We start from the raw sequence: 23,701 nt of genomic DNA, 5'->3' as shown, positions 1-23,701 counted from the left end.
CGGCTTTGAATATAGCTTCCTTGAGGATTTGATAGCCCTAGGAGTATTCCTTTGAAAGTTTTCGCAATGAATTACTTAGCTAACTTTGGCTGTAAGCCATTGAATTGCTTATGTCAACTGTCAAGCCTTTTGAAATTTTCCTTAGAAATTAAAACTAAATAAGAATTGGGTCTGACGGTTCTATATCAGCATATTTAACTTAAGCACTCGCAACTAATGCTGCACAAACGGCCCGCTTCTCTGGTTCAGATAACTGATGAGCTAAAAGACCTTCAATGGTGAATACAGCTATTTTTACTCTAGGCTCAATTTGATCAGCGGACATTCCTATCTTCTGTAGCTCTAAACGAAACAATGCCTCCACCATGACATGGAATCTCTCATGCCACTCCTTTAGTTCTGTCGAAAATTTCAGTCTAGCATGCACAGTACTCACCAAGCGATCAACTAATTGCAGTTGATCCACTACCCAGATTAAACGTTCAGAAAGATCCTTTGATGATTGCAACATGTATTCATTTACATGCTTGGTTAACTCAGCATTCAGGATGCTAACCAATAATTCATCTTTATTTTTGAAATACCAGTAAATGGTATTTGGGGCAACTCTAGCTTCAACAGCAATACGACTCATGGAAGTCGCATCATACCCTTCGGTTAAAAACAACGAACGTGCAGCATCAATGATCTCTTGTTGTTTTTCTTCCCGATCTTGTACACGTTTATTACGGGCCATTCAGTTTTCCTACTCTACTAAAAATTAAGGTGCTATCACATAAAACGGATCAAAGCAGTATCGTAAATTCTTCTTGAATGCTATTCAAGAATATAGTTAAATCATACTATCTTGAACAACATTCAAGATAATGTAAAAGAATAATAATGCACTACTGATTGATCAAAATAAATTTAATTTTCTGGTGCATTTTTAACAAGAAATAAGATGGAAGGCAGCCATCAAGAAATCTAAGAGCAGGCCAAAATATATGTCAAACCGTAAATATCCTGATACCTCACATATTGAAAAATCAGTCTATGAGTCTAACTTCCTAACTGAAGGTGATATGTGCTCAGCAACATTACATGTACCTAAAGAGTCAGCAACACAAAAGCTGCCTGCTGTTTTAATGGTAGGTGGTTGGGGAAGTATTCAAGGTGCATTGACCGATTCTTTCATCAATCACTTTGTTACCCAAGGTTATGCTGTGATGGAATTTGATTATCCAGGCTGGGGATTAAGTGGAGGTCTGCCGCGTCAGGATATTAATCCGTGGAAGAGAGTAAAAACCGTTAATAAAGCATTATCCCATTTGAAGTCTATGCCTCAGGTGGATGCTGACAATATTATTGCCTGGGGTACTTCATTTGGTGGTGGACATGTGGTGGATCTAGTAGCAGAACACCCTGAATTAAAAGGTGCCATTATTCAAGTTCCTATGCTAGATGGCATCAGTACAGTACGTTCTGTACCTCTACCCCAAATGTTTAAATTTTTAGGGTATGGTTTAGCGGACAGAATTAAACCAGGTGAACGAATTTGCATTCCAACTGTGTCACAACCGGGTCAATTAGGAGCGATGGATCGTGATCAGGCCTGGAATGCCATGGAACTTGCTAAAGAGAAATTGAATATAGACTATGATAATCGTGTTACTGCACGTTCGCTTTTGACTATGGGATTCTATCGCCCATGGAAACGTTTAAAGCAGGTCAAAGTACCTATGTTGATTGTAGGGGCAACTCAAGATACCGTCGCTCCGTTCGTAGCTAAAAAGATTGAAAAGGTAAAAAATCCTTTCATTCAAATGAAGAAAATTGAAGCGGACCATTTTGACCCTTATTTTGAACCATACTTCTCACAAAATTTAAGTTATCAGTTGGACTTTTTAAACAGCTTAAAGTCTTCAAGAGCACACGTATAAATGCCATACCGCTTATAACAGCTAAAATAGCCTTATCCCTGGATAAGGCTATTTCTTTAAAGCGATCGATAGAAAATTTTTAAATTAAAGCTGCTGTAGAAATGATATATGTTGCGATTGGATGCGATCGATAAAGGGTGCATGAAACAGATCAAAATGCCCACAGTCTTCTTCTAAATAGCGGATTGACTTTGATTGTTGCGCCGTTTTGCGTGTACTTGATATTGGAATTAAAGAGTCTTGCTTTGCTCCAATCATTAAGGTGGGGGTCTGAATTTTATGACTTACGGAAATGGGGCGATAAAATGGAATAGTGAGGACGATTCGTGCAGGAACTTGGTTATCCCAGTTTTGGTTTTCCTCAACTAATGAATAATAACCCTGATAACAATCCGAACCTGATAGGACTGCAAACCGACTTTTTGCCACGACCTTCATCAATTTTGCCTTACCAAATAGACTATAGAATAAGTCAGTGATTGTTAAATAGGTTGCAGGCAAAAGATAACGTTTAGGGTAACCCTACACTGAAAGTTTGCGTATCTGTTAAGTCAAAGTTTAAGCGGCCATTGATGTCAAGGGTATCGGTATCCATTGTGCTACCCTGCCAAGGACTTAATGAAATACGCTTTCCTCGACCATCAAATCGAGAACCTCGGCGGGTATAATCTAGGCCTAAAAATCCATCCACTTGATCATTACTAAATGAGGCAGTTTGACCCACTTGGTAAGTTAAACCGTCACGGCGGAAATTATCGGCTGATGTGATGCCCAGCTTGGTTTGAAAACTTACGGGTTCAGATTTATCTGTGCGTTTGGTAATAATATTAATAATACCGCCAGTTGCACCTGAACCATAAATACTGGATGCGCCAGAAACCACCTCAATATGGTCAATCATATTTGGACTAATACTATTCAGTTGACGTGCAATATCCCGTGAACCTGTCTGTGAAACTCCATCAATCATGACCAGTACATTACGTCCACGCATGGTCTGACCATAATTACTTGTAGTTCCACTACTAGGTGCTAAAGATGGTACAAGCTGCGCTAAAATATCCGCGACTTTTCGACCTGCGCCAGCTTGTTGAACAATTGCTTCGCCATGAATGGTTTGTACTGTCCCTGCGATCTCGGCGATTGTTTTAGGTGTACGTGTGGCGGTCATCACCATTGTTGAAAGTTGAGTGATATCCGGTTTTTCTGGTGCAGCTGCTGGGCTACTCTCTTTTGCATAAAGATGCATAGAAATAGCGATTGTGAGAAGACAAAGATTAAATTGAGATCGCCGCATTTTCATTCCCTAGATTGCAATTGTTAATTTTGCGGCAAATGATAATCATTATTATTAATGATGTAAAATTATTATTTAAAAATTTTATTGAGTACTTTCCTGGCTTGAAACTTCACAGGAAAAATTTCATAAAACAGACAATGAACACTGCTTTGAAATGAAAAAAATTAATATTTATTGATCTATTTTTAATTGAGGTAACCGACTTCTTCTAAGTAAATCAAGTAATCCAAATTGAACAGGAAGCTCCTTCTAAAGATAATTATTTAGATCATGAATCTGCTAAGAAGCATACGCTCTATAATCAAACCACTATTATGAGCGTATTCGTTATCTTCCAATTGCCTTCAGCTTAACCCAAACCCTTAACCAGAAAGAAACAGCCCACAATCACCAATAACACGGCGAAACATTTTTTCAGGATTTGTGGCGATAATGCATGTGCTGTTTTCGCCCCAAGTTTGGCAGTAAAGAAACTCATAATGCTAATACCAAGAAAAGCATAAATATGAACAAAGCCAATAGTATTGGGCACATTCACCTGCGCCTGCATCCCAAAAATCATAAATCCCAAAGCACCGGCAACTGCAATGGGGAAACCACAGGCTGCAGATGTGCCTACTGCCTGTTGCATGACCACGCCATAACGGTTGAGATACGGTACGGTCAAGCTGCCACCGCCAACCCCAAAGATGGCTGAAGCAAAACCAATTCCCGAACCTGCAGCGATTTGTTGACCGGTTGAGGGCAAGGTTCGCCCCTGCTCTGCCGGCTTTTTGCTACCTGTAAACATGGTATACGCCACCCAGATCAGAAAGATTCCTACCACAATCTGCAAATGTAAGCCCGAAATTAAACCGGCAATCCCTGCACCGAAAAAGCATCCAATGGCCATAGGCGGAGCTAGATGTCTAAAGACTGGCCACAGCACTGCCTCGTTCTTATGGTGCGCCATCAATGAACTGATAGAGGTGATCACAATAGTTGCTAGCGATGTACCTAAAGCCAAATGCATAATCACATCCGGACTATAACCCATCTGCATAAACACGATATATAACAGTGGTACAATGATTGTTCCGCCACCGACCCCAAACAGCCCAGCGGCAAAACCTGCGCATGCCCCGATAATTAAAAAAATGATAATTTCCACGAAATACTGACTGAATAATTTGAAATTAAAGACAAGGCGCCTTAAGCAAGTTCCAGCTCACCAACCTGATGATAGGCACGATTAAAATACACCAGACCATGTTCTTGCTGACTGTGCTGAATGGCCAGCACACGGCACATAAAAATGCTATGCGTACCCACCTGCTGAATCTGCTCAATCTCGCAATCAAAGCTGGTCAAGGCATCTGTTAACACCGGTGCGCCGGTTTCCAGTTCGGTCCAGGTTCCATATTGAAAGCGCTCTTCAGACTTCATTTTGGAAGCAAAGACATTGGAGATCTGCTGATGCTGCGCGCCTAGCACATTCACGCTCAAGACTTTATTTTCAATAAAATGGGCGTGTAAACGTGAGGTCTGATTCATGCAAACCAATAAGGTCGGTGGTGTATCGGTTACACTACACACGGCAGATGCGGTAAATCCATGCACACCAGATGCCCCAGCCGTGGTCACCACATTGACCGCGCTGCTGAGCAAAGACATGGCATTTCTAAAGTCTGCTGCTTCAATCATCACCGGATTCCTTCATTTTCTTGGGTTATGCTTGAAATGGTTGTTAAGCGGATGGGCCAGATGTTTTCCATCCATTCCCATCAGCTCTGCCACATGATGTACCTGCGCGTTAAGCACTCAATTCTTGACGCACAATATCGGCGCCAGCGCTTAAAGCACGCAGTTTACCTTGCGCCACCTGACGTGATAACGGCGTCATACCACAGTTGGTCGATGGATAAAGCTTGTCGGCATCGACAAATTGCAAGGCCTTACGCAAGGTATTGGCCACTTCTTCTGCGGTTTCAATCTGGTTGGTGGCCACATCAATAGCGCCAACCATGACTTTTTTGCCACGGATCAGCTCAATCAGGTCCATCGGTACGCGCGAGTTCTGGCATTCCAGCGATACAATATCAATTTTGGATTGTTGCAATTTCGGGAATACGGCTTCATATTGTCGCCATTCAGAGCCTAAGGTTTTTTTCCAGTCGGTATTGGCTTTAATGCCATAGCCATAACAGATATGCACGGCGGTTTCGCATTTCAGTCCTTCCAGTGCGCGTTCCAGTGTGGCCACGCCCCAGTCATTGACTTCATCAAAGAACACGTTAAAAGCAGGTTCATCAAACTGGATAATATCGACCCCAGCCGCTTCGAGTTCCCTTGCCTCCTGATTCAGGATTTTGGCAAATTCCCAGGCCAGTTTTTCACGGCTTTTGTAATGACCATCGTACAGGGTATCAATCATGGTCATTGGACCCGGCAAAGCCCATTTAATTGGCTGAGTGGTCTGGCTGCGTAAAAACTTGGCATCTTTCACAAACACTGGCTGTTTCCGGGTTACTTCACCGATCACCGAAGGTACGTTGGCATCATAACGGTTACGGATACGCACCGTTTCCCGTTTTTCAAAATCCACACCTTCGAGATGTTCAATAAAGGTGGTGACAAAATGCTGACGGGTTTGTTCACCATCACTGACAATATCAATCCCGGCCAGTAACTGTTCATGCAGTGACAGGCTCAAGGCATCCTGTTTGGCTTCACGTAGTGCATCGCCTTCAAGTTTCCACGGCGACCAGAGTTGTTCCGGTTCTGCCAGCCAAGACGGTTTCGGTAAGCTGCCTGCGGTTGAAGTTGGGAGTAAAATGCTCATCTTTAATCTTCTATCTCTATACGTTGAATTAAGCAGCGTTGGTTTCTACGGTGTAGCTGGCAGCCCACTGTTCCAGAATGTGCTGATACGGTTTGATAAAGTGTTCTTCTGTCCACTTGCCCTGTTTTACGGCCAGCTGGCTACGCTCGACACGGTCATAGACAATTTGCGTTAAGGAATAATCCGAGTACTCAAGACTAGGTTGATAGACCTGACCAGCAGTCGAGTTGGCATTGTAAATTTCAGGACGATAAATCTTCTGGAAGCTTTCCATGGTGCTAATCGCGCTGATTAATTCAAGATCGGTATAATCTGCCAATAAATCACCGCTAAAATAGAACGCCAAAGGTGCAGCACTATTTTCCGGTTTAAAATAGCGAACGGTTAAACCCATTTTTGCGAAATAATGATCTGTTCTTGAGTATTCATTTTGCTGATATTCAACACCCAGCACCGGATGAACATTGGCGGTACGATAATAGGTTTTGGTGGTCGATACGCTCAGGCAGATCACCGGCTGTTTATTAAACTGTGACTGGAACGCCTCGGAATTCACCACGTACTGATACAGCTTGCCGTGCAAATCACCAAAGTTGTCAGGCATTTCCCCGGCTTTATGGCCTTGGGACAATAAAAGCACGCTAAAGTCATAATCACGTACATACGATGAAAAACTGTTTCCGATCATGCCTTCAATACGCTGATTGGTACGATGATCAACAATCGTCGATTTCAGCATTTCAATGGCTGGAAAGGCGTTACCATTGCCTTCGACATCAAGATCTGCAGATACAATATCAATTTCCAGTGAATAACGGTCACCCTTCGGATTATCCCAATGTGCCAAGGCATTAAAACGGTTATTGATCATGCGCAGCGTATTACGCAGGTTCTGTTCACGGCTTTCGCCACGCGCCAGATTGGCAAAGTTGGTTGTTAAACGGGTACTGTCCGCTGGTTGATAGTTTTCATCAAAACGAATACGTTGAATTGAACATGCAAACTGTTGACTCATCTGTTCCACCGCTTTAAATATCTAAAAATAAAAATCTGAATGTCTTTCTGGTTTTAGTTATACGTGAACCCTAAGATGAATAAAAATGATTTAATCTAAGTCAATAATGAATAAAATTCATGTTGAGGTTTTAATATCGTTATTTAAGGAAAGAGAACAGAAAAATAGACTGCCCTATTAGTTGTCACTCGAGTCCTTTTTTTCTAGCAGGAAAAAGTCAAAGCAATGCTAGATTTAAAATCAAAACAAATTTTAAAATTATAATAAAAACAATTATTTATAATTTTTATTTTAGCTAAGTATCTTCACATTTTGTTGAAGAAAATGAGCTTCTTGATGGAATAAAAAATTGGCTCGCCTAAATATTTGGATCTGGTCTGTTTAGGTCAAACGGCGCTTATATAAAAATATCTATAAAAGCATCAACATGAATTTGGCTCAGTTGAAGATGAGGAAAAATCAAGGCGTTAAGCTTGTAAATGATCAGTGATTTACCTTTTATATTGAACGAATGGATGCAAGGATCTCCTGTAGCCCAATTTCCTTGAGAAACGACTTAGCGACGCTCAGCCTCTATAAAAAATGAAAATTTAAACCGGCTCAGCTATACTGCTTAAAATACAAGCAGAATATTAAGATCAGTAAAATAAGGAAATATCCGATGACTTTTCAAAAAATAATCTTGGGGCTAAGTTTAAGTTGTGTACTGGCACTTATGTATGGCTGTGCCAAACCGACTTCTGATCAGGCTGAAACTGAAGTCAGTACTTCTGAAATCACATCAGATGCAAATGAAACTGCCAAAGTCAGCTCTGATTTTGACCTGAATAACATCCCCATTTCGACCGCAGTGCTTGGTGAGTTTCCTTATATTGCATTACCAGAGGGCTATCGCTATCAGAATGATGAAAAACGAAATTTTGAACGTGTGCCGTTTTGGACAGGACATGACTTTCACTGGGTTGAGGGAAAACTGTTTAGTTCGGGTATTACCGCTAAATCAGATTATAAAGAAGGCAGTTATTTAGAAATACAGCGTAATCTTGATGCGGTAATTAAACAGCTTGGTGGTGTAGAAGTTGCCAATAGTCAAATCCCCAAAGAGCTTGCCAACAGTCTGCCTGATGCCATTCGGGTGCAACATGGTTCAGGTTTGGCTGATATTTATAATTACCCTGCGCAAACGTATGTGATTCGACAAGCGGATAAAAATATTTGGTTCCATTTGGCACAATCTGGCCACTATATGGGTTTAATGGTAGCGGAAAGTCAGCCCTTAAATATCACTGCCAAAGCACTGACTTCAGGTGCACTGAAACAAAGTCTGGATCAGGACAGTAAAGTGAGTGTGCAAATTAACTTTGCCACAGATCAAGCCGATATTTTGCCAGACTCACAAGAACAAATAGATCAGATTATTGCTTTACTGAAAGATAACGATGATTTAAAACTTGGCATTTACGGACATACTGATAATACAGGCGATGCGGCGCATAATTTAAAATTGTCTGAGCAACGTGCGCAAGCTGTGGTGACTGCTCTAACCAAAGCAGGCATTGATACAAATCGTCTGACAGCCAAAGGTTTTGGGGATACTCAGCCTGTTGCAGATAATGCGACTGAAGATGGTAAGGCGAAAAACCGTCGGGTGGAGTTGGTGAAATTATAAAAGTCTAAATACTAAAAAGACCGCAATATAGCGGTCTTTTTTACATCTTTTTAAAAATGGTGTCACGGCAGTCAACGTCTAAAACAAGCACCACAATTTTGGCGTCAATGACTTGATAGACTAAGCGATACGCGGTTTCAGCTTATCAAACTTTTAAGTGCGGTTTTTGTGAACTCGAACTCTTAAGTCAGCTAAAGTTATCCTGATAGTTTCTTCACTTTTCGCTTTTTCTGCTAGTTGTAATAAATAAACCTCATCCATAACACAATCTTTTAAGATTATTTTTGTATTTTCCAAAATGCGATTTTGACGATCAGGGCTACGACCTTCTAAAAATTCTGGTATTTTTTTTACCATATTTCATAAGCTCCAAATAGGATGTTCTTCCCAATTACCAGGAAAACCCATCGCAACACGCCAATTTTCATCTTTCACAATAGGTTTTAAGAGTTTATTCAATTGATAGCACCACTCTGAATCAAATCCTGTCGGTCTTAGCAAGGTTTTTAAGATTAAGAGTACATAGAAGATACGTTTATTCGTCGGTGTAATCGGTGATTGCCAATTTGGATCTTTGTCGGCTTTAGATTTAATAGCTAATTCTTTATTCCATAACCGTCCATGATGGGCACAAATATTTCTCACATAGGTCAATATATGCAACCATTCAGCTAATTTTTCATGATGCAAAGAAAAATGCTGTGCGATTGCTTTCTTATCTTCTTTATTGTTAGCCTTATTATTTATTAAACCACTATATAAAAATGACAATGAACCAAAACTTAAAACTTCTGTCAGCATCCAGATTGGGATTTGAGGAAAACCATCATAATTTTGTTGAAAATGCTGGATGAACGTATCTTTAGAGCGTCCAACTTCTTTGTTGCATGTTTCTAAAAATTTTCTATGGTTAAATTTGGGATAAAAATTTTGTGCATTGTAGATACCAAATGCACCATATTGATGACCGAGATAATACGTTAATTTCGTTCGTAAAAACGTTTCTATAATTTCGATAGCACCGAATATTTGTAATCGTAATTCAGTATCAAATTCATATAATTGCACAATTTTTTCAAACGAAGTGCCCGGCTTGAATCGATCTAAGACATTATTTCCTGACCTTATTCGGTAAGGATACCAATATGCACTTAAGCGATAATAACCATATTTTGCCAATATTCCTTCAGCCCAAGCAACATTATGAATACTCAATCCTTTAGACTGTAGATGATGCACTTGCTCAGCATATGATAAAGGCTTTTTATTATAAGGTTTTAACATAATTCACTAAAATCGAGGCATAAAAAACCGCCAAGGTTGCGCGGACTTCAAAAGAAGAACTAAGCGTGGCGGCTGTATTAAGTACATAATAGCGACAATTGTCATTATTAGCAAGTTATGATCAAAAACTGCCCTTAGCGACAGTCTTTTTTATATCTAATCTCCCCTAACCCCTCTTTATTAAAGAGGTGAGGAACAGCATTCCACAAGGGGAAGATTTTTTACGCCCCAAGCGCTAACCTAAACAACATCTGCCATTGTTCATGAACCTTTTACTTCTCAAAAATCTCTCTTAAATCCTCCATCATCCCTTGGGCGGACTTAAACTCGCCTTGCTGGTTTTTCCACACCATCGACGGAGTGGCAAAGAAACCATATTTAGCCATCAGCATGGTTGCCACTTGCCCGCGACTCTCATCACGAATGACTGCCACCTGAATATGTCTAAGCTGTACCTTCCCCGCCTTCACCCACGGACGTGCCTTTTGCCAGAAGGTATGGCAATACGGACAATTCGGGTCTGAAAATACATATACAATCCGCGGCGCATCTTTTTGTCCGTCCTGAATCCAGGTGGAGTTTTCCAGACTTTTCCAGACATCATCCAGCACGGCGTCTTTGACATGGGTTTCAAGCGCTTTGATGGTCAGGTTCTCACCCTTGGCATTGTGCAAATCGCCAATAATGTAATATTTCTGGTCATTGGAAATAAACACGGTCGCCGGACTTTGCTGCATATGCCCGGCCCATCCGGTCATTTTTTCTGGCGCTTCAATCTGTTTGATAAATTTAAAGCCTTCCTGCTCAATCTGTTTTTTCAGATCAGTCTGGGCAAATGCTGTCGTATTTAACAGCAGCAGGAACAACGCAGCGGGATAGATCATTTTCATGAGAATTTCCTGTTATTTTGAAGATGGAGCAGAAAGATCATTGATATAGCGACGCAGCATCGGCTGGGTCAGTTCGCCCATATGCCGATGCACGAGCTGTCCTTGTGCATTAAAGAACAAGGTGCTTGGCAAGCCATACATATTCATCTGGGTGGCCATGTCACCTTGAGGATCAAACAGGACATGCTGGAAATTAAAACCATGCTGACGCAAATAATCCTGTACGGTGTCAGTCGTTTCGCCCTGATTCAGCATTACAAAATGAATGTCCGGATAATCCTGCTGGGCCTGATGTAAAACCGGCATTTCCCGGTGACACGGCGGACACCAGCTGGCCCACAGGTTAATGACGGTCGGTTTGCTGACCCAGTGCTGTAGTGGCACCTGTTGCTGCTGTAAATTTTGAAATTGCAGATCAGGATACTGATTCTGCTGTGGCAAGACCGTTTGAATACCCCAATTCAGACAAAGCTGGATCGCAACAAATAGCGCGATCAATATCGCTTTAGGCAGATTGGCCAATGCCCGGTTTTTCCATAGAAACCACCCAATGCCGGCAATCAATCCACCATAAAAATGAAAGCCTTTGTCCTGAATCTTGATTATATCCAGTGGTGTCGCCAGATAAAGATCGGCATGCATCAGCACAAAAACCAGTCGTGCGGCAATTAATCCCACCCACAATGATGTCCACAAGCTGTCACTAAAGATGCACCAGCTAGGTTCAGGCCATTGCTGTTTGTGTCTGAAATATCGCCCTGCCCCATACACCAGCACTAATCCGGTGAGCAGCAGCACAATCTGCCACGGCAACATCAGTGGGCCTATATGCAGCGCCGTTGCAGAAACCATCATGGTGTTTTTGCCTGCTGAAGTTGCTGTAAGCGCTGAATAAGTTGGGTCGCGCTAAAGGTACCAGTTAAACGTAAAGTACGCTGTTCCTGCTGCTGACTGTCCAGGAAAATCATGGTCGGTGGACCAAGAATCTGCCAGTCACGCAGTAATTCATCTTGAGATGGATGATACTCGGTTAAATCCAGTTTAATCCGTACCACATCCTGCAAGGCTGCCTGTACATCGGTACGGGGCAGGACTTCATTTTCTACCGGTTGACAGGCCACACACCAGTCGGCATAGACATCAATCACGATACTGCGTCCACTGTTTTGCTGTAGCAGCTGTACCAGTTCCTGCTGGGTATGCACCTTTTGCCAGCTGAGTGTTTGTTGGGCATGGACTGCACCCATCTGCTGAAGGCCATGTTGAATATGCCAAATACTAATAGCGGTCATGGCCAGCGCCAGTACAATAACGCCAACACGCGAGATTTTGCCTTGCAGATGTCTGCGGATTAAATCGAAGCAGTAAATCGCCAGTGCCAGGAAAATAATGCCCATCAACAGGAAATAGGCCACAGTCGGCAGCAATGGGCGGGCGAAATAAACCGCCAGCGCCAGCATTAAAAAGCCGAAACTGAATTTCAACCGGTCCATCCACATACCCGGTTTCGGTAAATATTTGGCGCCAAATACAGCGGCAATAAATAAAGGAATCCCGAGGCCCAGACCCAGTACAAACAGATAGGTCGCGCCGAGTACCGGCTGATCCAACTGCGATACGAACAGCAAAGCACCAGCCAAAGGCGCGCTCATACACGGACCTACAATCAGCGCGGAAATCATCCCCATTAACGCAGCACCGACCAGCGTACCGCCCTGCTGTTTTTGCTGCCATCGGTCCAGTCGTTGTAATAAACCTTGTGGTAAGGACAGCTGATACACCCCAAACAGGTTCAAGGCAAACAAGATAAATAGCACCGCAAAAATGCCAATAAAGATCGGGCTTTGGAACCAGCGCTGGAAACTATAGCCCAGTTGCGCAACTGCCAGTCCCATCACCGCATACACTGCGGCCATACCCAGCACAAAAGCCAGCGCAATCAACGCAGCACGATAACCGCGATGACGCTGTACCAGAATACCGGACAGAATTGGAATCAGTGGCAAAGAACAAGGTAAAAAGGCCAGTAAAATACCAAAACCTAAAAAAATCAGTAGATTAACAAATAAATGATGTTCCGAGAGTAAATTGAAAAAATACTGGTCGTTGTTCCATTCAGATTGTAATGATGCGGTGGCTGCCGTTTGTGTCTCGCCTGCGATTTCACTGGCCGGCACCGGATTAGACGCTACGACTGAAATTTCTGAAGCCGCGACAGCATCAGTGAGTTTTGTCGGCTCTGTATTCTCTACTGCGGCAATCGACTCATTTTCAATGACTGCTTCTTCGGCGGCAGCAGATGTAGTTGTCAGTACTGTTTTTTCAGGTTTACTTGGTGCCGCTTCAATTTTAGCCGGTGCATCCAGCGCGACCGGTTTGGCGGCACTTAATAAACGCCGTTCGCTTGAAGGCGCATCTGACTGGGGCAACAAGCCTTGCGCATCGGTCTGAATGGTGGCGCGTTGCACCGGATAACATAAACCGCTTTCGGCACAGCCCTGCCACTGAATTTTAAATTGCTGGTTTGGCGCGACCGTAATCGTGGTCTTGACCTGATGATAATGCACCTTGGTCTGGCCAAAGGTCGGATCGTTCTTATCTTCCGGGACCGGCAGCTGTAATTTTAGCGCACCAGCATCGCTACGCACCTGTAGCTGATCATGATATAAATAATAATCTTCGGCGATGGTCCAGCGCAGTTCCGCCTGATCATCGCTAATAGAACGCGCCTGAAACTGAAACGCTTGATCGGGTGGCAAGAACTCCTGCGCCTGTGACCAAACTGGCCAGAATGCACAAAGAACCACAAGCAAAGCACTTACACGCGTAATCATGACGTCCATTTTTCTGTAGAAAACCCGATTCATTATTAAAAAGATTAAATTAAGAGAACATTAACATAGCTCATTATTTATAAAATAGGATTTCAGGTGGAGAGTAACTATGTTTGTGGTTCTGGTCGAAGATGATCCTTATATTGCCCAAAGTATCTGTTCAGCGCTGGACTATTTAAATATTTCAGTCGAGCATGTGGCTACTGCGCGTGCTGCCGATTATTTTATCCGGCAAAGTGCGGTCGATTTGTGCCTGCTGGATTTGGGCCTGCCCGATCAGGATGGTCTGGAACTGCTGCAGCAGTGGCGCCAGGATGAAATTCATCTGCCGGTACTGGTTTTACCGCCCGGCATCAAACCCGGCAATGTGTAGAAGCCTTAAATCTGGGGGCCGATGACTACCTGACCAAACCCTTTGAACTGGATGAGCTGATTGCCCGTATTCATGCGCTGGCACGGCGTAATCGAGGTTTTTCTTCCAATCTGTTACAACTGGGCGATTTGCAGTTAAACCGCGATACCCAGGAAGTGACGTTCCAGCAGCAGCCGGTGACTCTGTCACGGCGTGAATACAGCCTGCTGGAAACCCTGATGAGCCATCCCAACCAGATTTTAAAAAATGAACAGCTGCTCGATAAACTGTATGGCTATCAGGACAGTATCGAGAGCAACGCGCTGAATGTGCATATTTATCATTTACGCCAGAAACTAGAGCCGCAGCTGATTCAGACCATTCGTGGTGTGGGCTATATGTTTAAAGTACCGGAAACCGAGAGCTGAATATGCAGAACTACAGTTTAAAATGGCGGCTGGTCAGCATGTTTATGGTGGTGTTTCTTAGCCTGTGGAGTCTGGTGTTTTGCTGGCTGTATTATGATTTGCAGCAGCGGCTGCAAGATACGCTGGATCAGCGCCTGTTTGCCTCTGCACAAATGGTGGCGCGGCTGATTCAGCATTTGCCGCTCCAGGAAATTAATCCCGATTCCTTAAAACAGGTGGCCGAACAGTATCATGCGCAAAACCTGATTGCCTGTGAGGTGTCGGTGTTTAGCTCGGATATTACCTTGGGGCCGTATGTGGTGGCTCGCACCCGCGGTGCGCCGGCGCAGCTAACCGGACAGCAACCGGGCTTTAGTACCTGGCAGGAAAATGGTGTGGAATGGCGCAGTTATGTGCTGCGTAAAGGTGATATTCAGGTGGTGGCCGCAGAACGGCTGGTGCTTAGAGCCTCTTTATTGCAACAGATTCTGCAATCGGTGCTGATTCCACTGGTGTTATCGCTACTGATCTGTATGGCGCTGGTGATTCATATTCTGCGTAAAGAATTCCGCCCTTTAGATGATATGGCCCAGCAACTGGCAGATAAACAGCATTCGCTGTCAGATGCGGCGCATTATCTGCAACATCTAGATGCGCGTAAAATTCCCAAAGAAGTCCAGCCTTTTGTCGATAATTCCAATCAGCTGATTCAGAACCTGCACCATAGTCTGGAAAATGAAAAACTGTTTACCGCCTATGCCGCGCATGAACTGCGTAGTCCTTTAACTGCAATTAAAACCCATGTACAACTCAGCCGGATGATGGTCGAGCAAAATCCGGCGCAGGCCAGCAAGCTGATTGAAAACCTGAAACAGGCCGAAAACAGTATCTGGCGCTATCAGCAGTTGCTGGAACAATTGTTATTACTGAGCCAGACCGATCATGACGCTGCGCAAGCTGCCCCAGATTCAGATACCACCGAAGTCGCGCCGGTTTTAAGACAAGTGATAGAAGAATTAAGTCCGGTTTATCCGCATTTAAATAGCGTATTGCAGGTCGATTGGGAAAATCTGCAGACCCTGCAACTACCACCGCTGAGCTTGCAGACCATCCTGAAAAATCTGCTGGAAAATGCCCTGTTACATGCCCAAGGCTTAAGCCGGATTGCAATTGCCATGCATGATCAGCAACTGCTGGTACAAGATGATGGTCAGGGGCTGACTGCCGCTGAACTGACCCAGATGACCCGGCGCTTCTGGCGTAAATCTGCCCAGCAACAGGGTCATGGTTTAGGGCTGGCTTTGGTGAAAGCGCTGCTCCAACATCATCACTACCAGATGGATTTAAGCCTGAACCCGCCTCAGGGTTTAAGCATTCGCATTCGGCCGGAGCAACCCTCTTCCACGCTCAATTAAAGGGTTGATGCTTGGGGACTAGATTAGAAGCTATATCTTAAGCCCCAAACCGTCTGATTTTTCTGTTTGATTTTACTGCGGTCATAGCCACCCAGAATGAAGTCGGAAAAGACATTCACATTCGGCGCAACTGCATAATCCAGGCCGACCGAGGCAAAACGAAAAGCGGTATCGGTCTGGGTATCTAAAAATTCCTGACCTTCATATTTGCCGGAGTCATTAAAATATGAACCGGCAACGGCCAGATTTCCAGTTAATTTGTCGCTGAGCTGATGGGCATAGTTCAGGCTGACATAGGTATCGCCCTGATTCATATACACCACATCATATAAATAGGTCGACACGCCGAAGGTTAGTGTAGCTTGCTCATTCAGGTTTTTACTGACACGCAGGCCCAGTTCATTGGAGGTGGTGCTGTCCCCACCCGGATAATAATAGGTCGCATTCCACAGATCCCAAGTCAGGCCTTTAAAATCTGACACATGCCCGACAATAAAATCATGTTCCATTTTATCGGTGCTGTATTGCCGACCTTTCTGTAAATCGCGGTATGAATAACCCAGTGTACTGCCCCAATAACCGGCATAAAAATTTCCATAACCCAAGGTTAAAGAGGCCTGCAAAGCCAAGTCTTCATTTTCTGGTGCATTGGTCAGACCGCGTGACACATATTTGGATACTGCAGTCAGCTGACCAGACACATCAATAGAGGAAGAGGATGCATCATTGGCCCAGCTGGACATGCTGATACATGACAGACACCCGGCGGCGACCACCGTTCTTGTAAATGGAATCATTGTTTTAAAATTTAACCTGATTGAATGTAAAAATCCCAGCCAACCATCCGACCGTGAGCTGTGCGGATGGTTGGATATGTGGTTTTAACTAAGAAAAAAGGATGTGTATAAAAATGCACATCAAAATGATCTAAGAGATCAAAGCGTTCTGTTGCGGCTAGATTGACCGGACTGGCGTATTGGCCCGGTAAAATGGCGCCGTAGATTTGGCCAGCGCCGGTTTGGCGCGAATATGATCGGCCAGTTTTTCGGCCATCATAATGGTGGTGGCATTCAGGTTGCCGGTAATAATCAGCGGCATGATCGAAGCATCAATCACACGCAGGTTTTGCAGCCCATGTACCCGCCCGTAGCCATCGACCACCGCCATATCATCTTCACCCATTTTGCAGCTGCAAGATGGATGGAACGCAGTTTCAGCGTGGTTACGGATAAATTCGTCCAGCTCGGCATCACTTTGTACCTGTTTGCCCGGGCTGATTTCTTCGCCGCGATAGGCATCTAAAGCCGGTTGATGCATGATGTCCCGGGTAATGCGGATGGCATCACGAAACTCGCGCCAGTCCTGTTCGGTACTCATATAATTGAACAGGATACTTGGATGCTGAAACGGATCTTTGGAGCGCAGTTTGACCCGCCCACGAGATGGAGAGCGCATAGAACCAACATGCGCCTGAAAACCATGCTGCTGAATGGCATTACTGCCATTGTAGTTAATGGCGACCGGTAAAAAGTGATACTGGATATTTGGCCAGGCAAACTCATCGGAGGTGCGGATAAAGCCACCGGCTTCAAACTGGTTACTGGCACCCACACCCTGACCTAAAAACAGCCATTCTGCGCCAATTTTTGGCTGGTTATACCATTTTAAGGCGGGATATAAGCTGACCGGTTTTTTGCACTGATACTGTAAATACATTTCCAGATGATCTTGCAGGTTTTCGCCCACGCCCGGTAAATCATGAACCACCGGAATCTCCAGGCTTTTTAGATGCTGGGCATTACCGACACCGGAACGCTGCAGAATTTGCGGGGACGCAATGGCACCCCCACAGAGCAGCACTTCTTTTTCAGCAAAGACTTGCTGTGGCTGCGCGGTACTTTGTCCCTGAAAATATTCAACTCCCACCGCCTGCTTGCCATGAAATAGAATTTTATTGGTCATGGCATGGGTGCGAATGGTTAAATTCGGGCGCTGTCTGGCCATATCCAGATAACCACGCGCCGTGCTGGAACGGCGTCCCTGTGGGGTTACGGTACGGTCCATCGGGCCAAATCCTTCCTGCTGATAGCCATTTAAATCATCGGTACGTGGATAGCCAGCCTGTACCGCAGCATCGACCATGGCATGAAACAGCTCGTTATTTCCGGCTTTCGGGGTGGCGACCTGTACCGGACCACTGTCGCCATGATAGTCATTGCCGCCAATATCACGGGTTTCGGCCTTTTTATAATAAGGCAGGCAGTCGGCATAGCTCCAATGTTCCAGTCCTTTCAAACTGGCCCATTGTTCCAGATCCATCGCATTGCCGCGGATATAACACATGCCGTTAATCAGGGAGGACCCGCCCAAGCCTTTACCGCGACCACATTCCATGCGGCGATTATTCATATACGGTTCCGGATCGGTCAGATAGGCCCAGTTATAACGCCGGCCCTGTAAGGGATAAGCCAGCGCGGCAGGCATCTGGGTACGAAAATCCAGCCGGTAGTCCGGCCCACCTGCTTCCAGGAGCAACACCGTCGTTTCTGGATCTTCGGTTAATCGAGCCGCCAGCACATTCCCGGCAGAACCTGCGCCAATAATAATATAGTCATAATTCATGCAGCATGATCCTCCCTTAAGCTGAAAATACAGATTGGAAAGGACTCAGTTCCACCTGAACCGATTTGGTCTGGGTATAGTGCTGTAAGGTCACCAGACCATTTTCACGGCCAACGCCTGACTGTTTATAGCCACCAACCGGCATTTCTGCTGGAGATTCACCCCAGGTATTCAGCCAGCAAATCCCAGCTTCAATCTGATGAATAATGCGATGGGCACGGCTTAAATCCGGACTGACCACACCAGCAGCCAGACCATAGGTGGTGGCATTGGCTCTGCGGATTACTTCATCTTCACTGTCATAGCTTAAGATGCTCATAACCGGGCCAAAAATTTCTTCCTGGACAATGCGCATTTCATCATGACAGTCGGTAAATACCGTGGGTTCAACAAAAGCCCCGTGCGCAAACTCAGCTGCCGCTGCGCGCTGTCCACCTGTTAACAGACGGGCGCCCTGTTGCTTGCCCAGCTCAATGTAATGCAATACTTTTTCCATATGGGCAAAGCTGGACAGTGGTCCAAAATTGGTGTTCGGGTCTAAAGGCTGCCCCATCCGCACATAAGGAATGCGCTGCAGAATCTTTTCTTCAAAAGCAGTTTTTAAAGCAGCAGGAATAAACACCCGGGTTCCATTGGTACACACCTGTCCAGAGCTGTAGAAATTGGCCATCATGGCGATATCGGCAGCCAGATCCAGATTGGCATCTTCACAGATAATTAACGGTGATTTTCCACCAAGTTCCATGGTGACTTCTTTTAAGCTGGACGCCGCCGCCTGTGCCATTACTTTTTTACCGGTACTCACACCGCCGGTAAAGGATACTTTGGCAATCTCTGGATGCTCAGTGAGGTAGCTACCCACATCGCCACCACCGGTCACCACATTAAAGACGCCGTCTGGTACTCCGGCTTCACTATAAATTTCGGCCAGTTTTAACGCGGTAAGTGGGGTAATTTCACTGGCTTTAAACACCATGGCGTTGCCTGCGGCCAAGGCCGGTGCAGATTTCCATAACGCAATCTGGATTGGATAATTCCAAGCGCCAATACCGGCCACCACACCCAGCGGTTCACGGCGGGTATAAATAAAAGAACTTTCTCTTAATGGAATTTGCTGGCCTTCGAGCGCTGGTAAAATGCTGGCATAATATTCCAGCACATCTGCCCCGGTCACAATATCGACGCTCCGGGTTTCACTTAAAGGCTTGCCACTGTCCAGGCTTTCAATTTCTGCCAGCTCATCATTGCGTGCCCGTAAAATGGCTACGGCCTGATTTAAAATGCGTGAACGCTGCATGGTGGTCATGGCTGCCCAGACTTTTTGTCCCTGTTTGGCAGACTGTACTGCCCGATCAACATCGGCCTGGTTACATGCCTGAATGGTGGCCAACACCTCAGCATTGGCCGGATTAATACTTTGGAATGTTTCAGAGGATGAAGCATCGACAAACTGACCGTGAATATAAGGTCGTTGTGTATTGAATTGCATCAATTGGTTCTCCTCGCAATTTAGTGAATATTGAGTTGCTGACGGATATAGTCGGCACAAATCTGAATAGGTAAATCGGCATCCAGTTCAGTGGTCATTAAGGAACCGCGTAACCAGAAACCGTCAATCAGTGCGGCCAGACCCTGCGCGGCGCGTTCAGCCTGCTCGCGGTCCAGCTGTTTGGCAAACTCATGCTTGATATTGGAATGCAGGCGATAATGGTTGACCTGCTGCAAACGGTGCAAGTCAGGTTGATGCATACTGTTGGCCCAGAATGCCAGCCAGGTTTTCATGGCGGCTTTATCGGTCTGTTCGGCCGAGAAATTGGCACGCACAATCGCAATCAGGCGCTGCTCCGGGGTGTTTTCTGCGGCGTTTAAACTGGCAGAAATGGCATCGCCCAGCTGTTGCAGCAAATAACGCATGGTCGCTTCAATCAGGCCATGCTTGCCCTGAAAATAATGACTGATGATGCCTGTAGACACACCTGCCCGCTGGGCAATCTGGCTGATAGATGCTTCAGCAAAACCCAGTTCATTAATGGCAGATAAGGTGGCATCAATTAGCTGTTGACGACGAATCGGTTGCATACCAACTTTAGGCATAAGATCGACCTGACTAATAAAAATCATGCACAAGGCAAGGTAACATATAAAAACGTTATTTTAATTGAACGTTCAATTAAAATAAATTATAGTCCCGTCTGCTTCCTGATGTACAGCTCAGTTTGTTTTTCATTTGCAAATGTTTGTAATGAGAGCCATGCCTATAGTCTGGTTAAGCCAAAACACACTGCGCTGTAGATCCGAATTAAAAAAATATGGTCACAGATTTATGCAAAAGAAAACTGAACAGACGACCGATAGTCTGAACAAAGTTGTCTTTTTTCTTTCGGCAACACTCATCCTGCTGTTTTCGCTGGTTACGATTTTATTTAATGACCAGGCGAATCAGCTCATTACCCAAATCTTGAACTGGGTCAGCCGGACCTTTAGCTGGTATTACCTGCTGGCGGCCACCTTATATCTGGTCTTTGTACTGTTTATTGCCCTGTCGCGTTATGGCGATATCAAATTAGGTCCCAAACATTCCAAGCCGGAATTTAGCCTGCTGAGCTGGTCGGCAATGCTGTTCTCGGCCGGAATCGGGATTGACCTGATGTTCTTCTCGGTGGCCGAACCGCTGTCTCACTATATGAATCCGCCTGTCGGCGAAGGTCAGACTTTTGAGGCTGCGCGCCAGTCAATGGTCTGGACCCTGTTCCACTATGGATTAACTGGCTGGAGCATGTATGCCTTGGTTGGCGTGGCTTTGGGTTATTTTAGTTATCGTTATAACCTGCCGCTAACCATCCGCTCGGCGCTTTATCCGATTTTTGGCAAGCGTGTTAATGGCTGGATTGGACATAGTGTTGATACCGCGGCCGTTTTGGGCACCATTTTTGGTATTGCCACCACCTGCGGGATTGGTGTGGTTCAGCTCAACTACGGCCTGCATGTACTGTTTGATGTGCCAGAAAACCTGCTGATCCAGTCGGCGCTGATTGCCGTTGCAGTCATTATTACTATTATTTCCGTGACTGCGGGTGTCAATAAAGGTATTCGGGTTCTGTCTGAAATTAATATCTATGTATCAATCGGGTTGCTGCTCTTTATTCTCTTTATGGGAAATACAGAGTTTTTATTAGCGGCTCTAATTCAGAATTTTGGTGATTATCTCAGCCAGTTCCCGAAACTCTCTTTAAGCAGTTTTCCTTTTGAGCAGCCTAAAGAATGGATGAACAGCTGGACCCTGTTTTTCTGGGCCTGGTGGATTGCCTGGTCGCCATTTGTCGGCCTGTTCCTGGCGCGAATTTCCCGTGGCCGAACCATCCGTGAATTTGTGGCCGGTACCTTAATTATTCCCCTGCTGTTTACCCTGACCTGGCTGTCAATTTTTGGAAATAGCGCCCTGCACAGCGTAATTTTTGATGGCAATACCCAGCTGGCCACCACCGTATTGGCCAATCCGGCACATGGTTTCTATGACCTGCTTGCCCAATATCCGTGGTTCCCATTTCTGGCCGGCGTCGCTACCATTACCGGTTTGCTGTTTTATGTGACTTCTGCCGATTCAGGCGCACTGGTACTGGGGAATTTCACCACCAAATTTACCAATATTGAACATGATTCGCCGCGCTGGTTAAGTGTCTTCTGGGCACTGGCGATTGGTTTACTGACTTTGGCCATGCTGATGGCCAATGGCGTGACTGCACTGCAAAACACCACCATTATTATGGGGCTGCCTTTTAGCTTTGTGATTTTCTTTGTGATGGCGGGTCTGTACAAGTCATTAAGACTGGAAGATTTCCGTCAGGCCAGTACCAGCATGAATGCGGCACCCGTGGTCGGCAATGTCGACATCTTTAACTGGAAAAAACGCCTCAGCCGGGTAATGCTGCATGCCAATTTATCGCAAACCCAGCAAATGCTGGAAGAGGTCTGTAAACCGGCAATGCAGGCGGTGGCCACAGAATTCATCAACAAAGGCATTCAGGTCGATCTGGCGGAAAAAGCCCTGGATGATGAACCGGAACTGTCACATCTGGATTTAACCATTCAGCTGGATGAAGAAGAAAACTTCGTTTACCAGATCTGGCCAATCCGTTATGACACACCCAACTTCAGTTCACGCGGCAAACGCACCAAGAAATACTATTACCGTCTGGAAACCTATCTGTTTGAAGGCTCGCAAGGCAATGATCTGGTGGGTTATAGCAAGGAACAGGTCATTAACGACATTCTGGATAAATACGAGCGCCATTTGATGTTCTTGCACATCAACCGGATTAGTCCAGGCAAGCGCCCGCTCTTTCCAGACCCGGATCAATAAGGAATCTGTAGGATGTCTGAATCGCTTCACGCCTTTGCACTGTTTTTCTCATTATTAAACCCGTTTTTAATGAGTATTTATATGCTCGGCATTATCCGTAATTCCGAGGCCCGAGTGTTTAATCGCGCCCTGATTCAGGGCAGTTTAATCAGCTTTGTGGTGTTTATTATTTTCGCCAAAACCGGTGAAGCCTTTTTTCATGATGTCCTGCATGTCCGTTTTGAATCTTTCCAGATTTTTGGCGGGATTATTTTTCTGGTGATTGGTTATCGCTATGTGTTTGAAGGCGCCGATACCATTGGGGTGATGCGCGGTGCGCCACATCATTTGGCCGGCACCATTGCCATGCCGTTTATGATTGGCCCGGGAACCATCAGCGCCGCGGTCATTACTGGAATTCAGCTAAGCCTGTGGCAACTGGTGCTGGTGATTTTTGTGACGCTATTTCTGACCTGTAGCCTGCTTATTTTAATGAAATATGCGCATGATCATTTGCAGCATAAACATTCCAATTATATTGATTTGTATGTCGATATTGTCGGGCGTCTGGCTGCCTTGCTGATTGGGACCATTGCCATTGATATGATTGTGACCGGTGTCAGCGGAATTATGCAGAGCTAAACGTCCATTTTAGATGCTCTAAACCAAAACCCTCTTTCAATTTGAAAGAGGGTTTTTTATTGATATTTGAATGTTTAGCTGTTTAAGAAATCTGCTCCAGCGGCTGCGTATTGTAAGCATCCGGCTAACACAGCCTTACCAAGCGATCCTATAAGCCTTAATTTAGTTCCCACCTAAAAACAAGTGGGG

20 protein-coding genes and 2 pseudogenes are annotated in these 23,701 nt (G+C 45.0%); 6 read left to right on the top strand and 16 right to left on the bottom strand.

What is annotated here, in order from left to right; translation table 11 throughout:
• Window positions 1-199: 199 nt before the first annotated feature.
• Entirely contained in the window at window positions 200-736 is a 537-nt protein-coding gene (locus HHA41_RS09780) for a TetR/AcrR family transcriptional regulator (protein WP_075168278.1), read from the bottom strand.
• 250 nt (window positions 737-986) lie between these two features.
• Here HHA41_RS09780 and HHA41_RS09775 point away from each other — a divergent pair, with 250 nt between their 5' ends.
• Entirely contained in the window at window positions 987-1,922 is a 936-nt protein-coding gene (locus HHA41_RS09775) for an alpha/beta fold hydrolase (protein ID WP_104492492.1), read from the top strand.
• Between the two features lie 84 nt (window positions 1,923-2,006).
• On the opposite strand, the gene HHA41_RS09770 is transcribed toward HHA41_RS09775, so the two are convergent.
• The 6 genes and pseudogenes from HHA41_RS09770 to HHA41_RS09745 form a co-directional block, all read right to left on the bottom strand.
• Complete coding sequence (locus HHA41_RS09770) at window positions 2,007-2,360, bottom strand: alpha/beta hydrolase (RefSeq protein ID WP_075168280.1); 354 nt, start codon at window positions 2,358-2,360, stop codon at window positions 2,007-2,009.
• Window positions 2,361-2,463: 103 nt separating this feature from the next.
• Window positions 2,464-3,219 (bottom strand): annotated as a pseudogene (locus HHA41_RS09765) (TonB-dependent receptor plug domain-containing protein); the annotation flags it as partial.
• A gap of 352 nt (window positions 3,220-3,571) precedes the next feature.
• Window positions 3,572-4,372 carry a sulfite exporter TauE/SafE family protein gene (locus HHA41_RS09760; RefSeq protein WP_168418679.1) on the bottom strand — a complete coding sequence of 267 codons (801 nt, stop codon included), beginning with the start codon at window positions 4,370-4,372 and terminating at the stop codon, window positions 3,572-3,574.
• 41 nt (window positions 4,373-4,413) lie between these two features.
• A complete protein-coding gene (locus HHA41_RS09755; protein WP_168461537.1) occupies window positions 4,414-4,905 on the bottom strand; it encodes a flavin reductase in 492 nt (163 codons plus the stop codon).
• Window positions 4,906-5,014: 109 nt separating this feature from the next.
• Window positions 5,015-6,043: a methionine synthase gene (locus HHA41_RS09750; RefSeq protein WP_168418678.1), complete on the bottom strand. Its 1,029-nt coding sequence runs from the start codon at window positions 6,041-6,043 to the stop codon at window positions 5,015-5,017.
• A 28-nt stretch (window positions 6,044-6,071) separates the two neighbouring features.
• Window positions 6,072-7,058 (bottom strand): DUF1852 domain-containing protein, encoded by a 987-nt coding sequence (locus tag HHA41_RS09745; RefSeq protein ID WP_168418677.1) that lies wholly within the window; start codon window positions 7,056-7,058, stop codon window positions 6,072-6,074.
• A gap of 661 nt (window positions 7,059-7,719) precedes the next feature.
• On the opposite strand from HHA41_RS09745, the gene HHA41_RS09740 reads away from it, so the two are divergent.
• On the top strand, window positions 7,720-8,727 hold the full coding sequence (locus HHA41_RS09740; protein WP_168461536.1) for an OmpA family protein: 1,008 nt from the start codon (window positions 7,720-7,722) through the stop codon (window positions 8,725-8,727).
• Between the two features lie 153 nt (window positions 8,728-8,880).
• Here the strand turns inward: HHA41_RS09740 and HHA41_RS09735 are convergent, their stop codons facing one another.
• From HHA41_RS09735 to dsbD, 5 genes are all read right to left on the bottom strand, one after another.
• Window positions 8,881-9,084: a hypothetical protein gene (locus HHA41_RS09735; RefSeq protein WP_127801575.1), complete on the bottom strand. Its 204-nt coding sequence runs from the start codon at window positions 9,082-9,084 to the stop codon at window positions 8,881-8,883.
• A gap of 3 nt (window positions 9,085-9,087) precedes the next feature.
• On the bottom strand, window positions 9,088-10,011 hold the full coding sequence (locus tag HHA41_RS09730; protein WP_168418675.1) for an Abi family protein: 924 nt from the start codon (window positions 10,009-10,011) through the stop codon (window positions 9,088-9,090).
• Window positions 10,012-10,283: 272 nt separating this feature from the next.
• Entirely contained in the window at window positions 10,284-10,901 is a 618-nt protein-coding gene (gene dsbG, locus HHA41_RS09725) for a thiol:disulfide interchange protein DsbG (protein WP_168461534.1), read from the bottom strand.
• A 12-nt stretch (window positions 10,902-10,913) separates the two neighbouring features.
• Window positions 10,914-11,756 (bottom strand): TlpA disulfide reductase family protein, encoded by an 843-nt coding sequence (locus HHA41_RS09720; RefSeq protein ID WP_168418673.1) that lies wholly within the window; start codon window positions 11,754-11,756, stop codon window positions 10,914-10,916.
• On the bottom strand, window positions 11,753-13,735 hold the full coding sequence (gene dsbD, locus HHA41_RS09715) for a protein-disulfide reductase DsbD (RefSeq protein WP_168461532.1): 1,983 nt from the start codon (window positions 13,733-13,735) through the stop codon (window positions 11,753-11,755). Before dsbD ends, HHA41_RS09720 begins: the two co-directional genes overlap by 4 nt.
• Window positions 13,736-13,844: 109 nt before the next feature.
• On the opposite strand from dsbD, the pseudogene HHA41_RS09710 reads away from it, so the two are divergent.
• Together HHA41_RS09710 and HHA41_RS09705 are read left to right on the top strand one after the other, a co-directional pair.
• Window positions 13,845-14,515 (top strand): annotated as a pseudogene (locus HHA41_RS09710) (response regulator transcription factor).
• A gap of 2 nt (window positions 14,516-14,517) precedes the next feature.
• Entirely contained in the window at window positions 14,518-15,909 is a 1,392-nt protein-coding gene (locus HHA41_RS09705) for an ATP-binding protein (RefSeq protein ID WP_168461531.1), read from the top strand.
• 23 nt (window positions 15,910-15,932) lie between these two features.
• Here the strand turns inward: HHA41_RS09705 and HHA41_RS09700 are convergent, their stop codons facing one another.
• The 4 genes from HHA41_RS09700 to betI form a co-directional block, all read right to left on the bottom strand.
• On the bottom strand, window positions 15,933-16,706 hold the full coding sequence (locus tag HHA41_RS09700) for a TorF family putative porin (RefSeq protein ID WP_168418670.1): 774 nt from the start codon (window positions 16,704-16,706) through the stop codon (window positions 15,933-15,935).
• A 157-nt stretch (window positions 16,707-16,863) separates the two neighbouring features.
• Window positions 16,864-18,531, bottom strand: a complete 1,668-nt coding sequence (gene betA / locus HHA41_RS09695) for a choline dehydrogenase (RefSeq protein WP_168418669.1) — start codon at window positions 18,529-18,531, stop codon at window positions 16,864-16,866.
• Between the two features lie 16 nt (window positions 18,532-18,547).
• Window positions 18,548-20,020: a betaine-aldehyde dehydrogenase gene (gene betB / locus HHA41_RS09690; RefSeq protein ID WP_005177904.1), complete on the bottom strand. Its 1,473-nt coding sequence runs from the start codon at window positions 20,018-20,020 to the stop codon at window positions 18,548-18,550.
• Between the two features lie 20 nt (window positions 20,021-20,040).
• Window positions 20,041-20,625, bottom strand: a complete 585-nt coding sequence (gene betI / locus HHA41_RS09685; RefSeq protein WP_034597681.1) for a transcriptional regulator BetI — start codon at window positions 20,623-20,625, stop codon at window positions 20,041-20,043.
• A gap of 229 nt (window positions 20,626-20,854) precedes the next feature.
• On the opposite strand from betI, the gene HHA41_RS09680 reads away from it, so the two are divergent.
• Window positions 20,855-22,891, top strand: a complete 2,037-nt coding sequence (locus tag HHA41_RS09680) for a choline transporter (RefSeq protein ID WP_168461529.1) — start codon at window positions 20,855-20,857, stop codon at window positions 22,889-22,891.
• Window positions 22,892-22,903: 12 nt separating this feature from the next.
• Window positions 22,904-23,512, top strand: a complete 609-nt coding sequence (locus tag HHA41_RS09675; RefSeq protein ID WP_005177911.1) for a MarC family protein — start codon at window positions 22,904-22,906, stop codon at window positions 23,510-23,512.
• The last annotated feature ends 189 nt before the right edge of the window (window positions 23,513-23,701 follow it).

The organism is Acinetobacter sp. A1 (genome assembly GCF_012371315.1).
Lineage (GTDB): Bacteria > Pseudomonadota > Gammaproteobacteria > Pseudomonadales > Moraxellaceae > Acinetobacter.
Note: the sequence above shows the minus strand (reverse complement) of the source record. Positions and strands in the feature narration are given on the sequence as shown.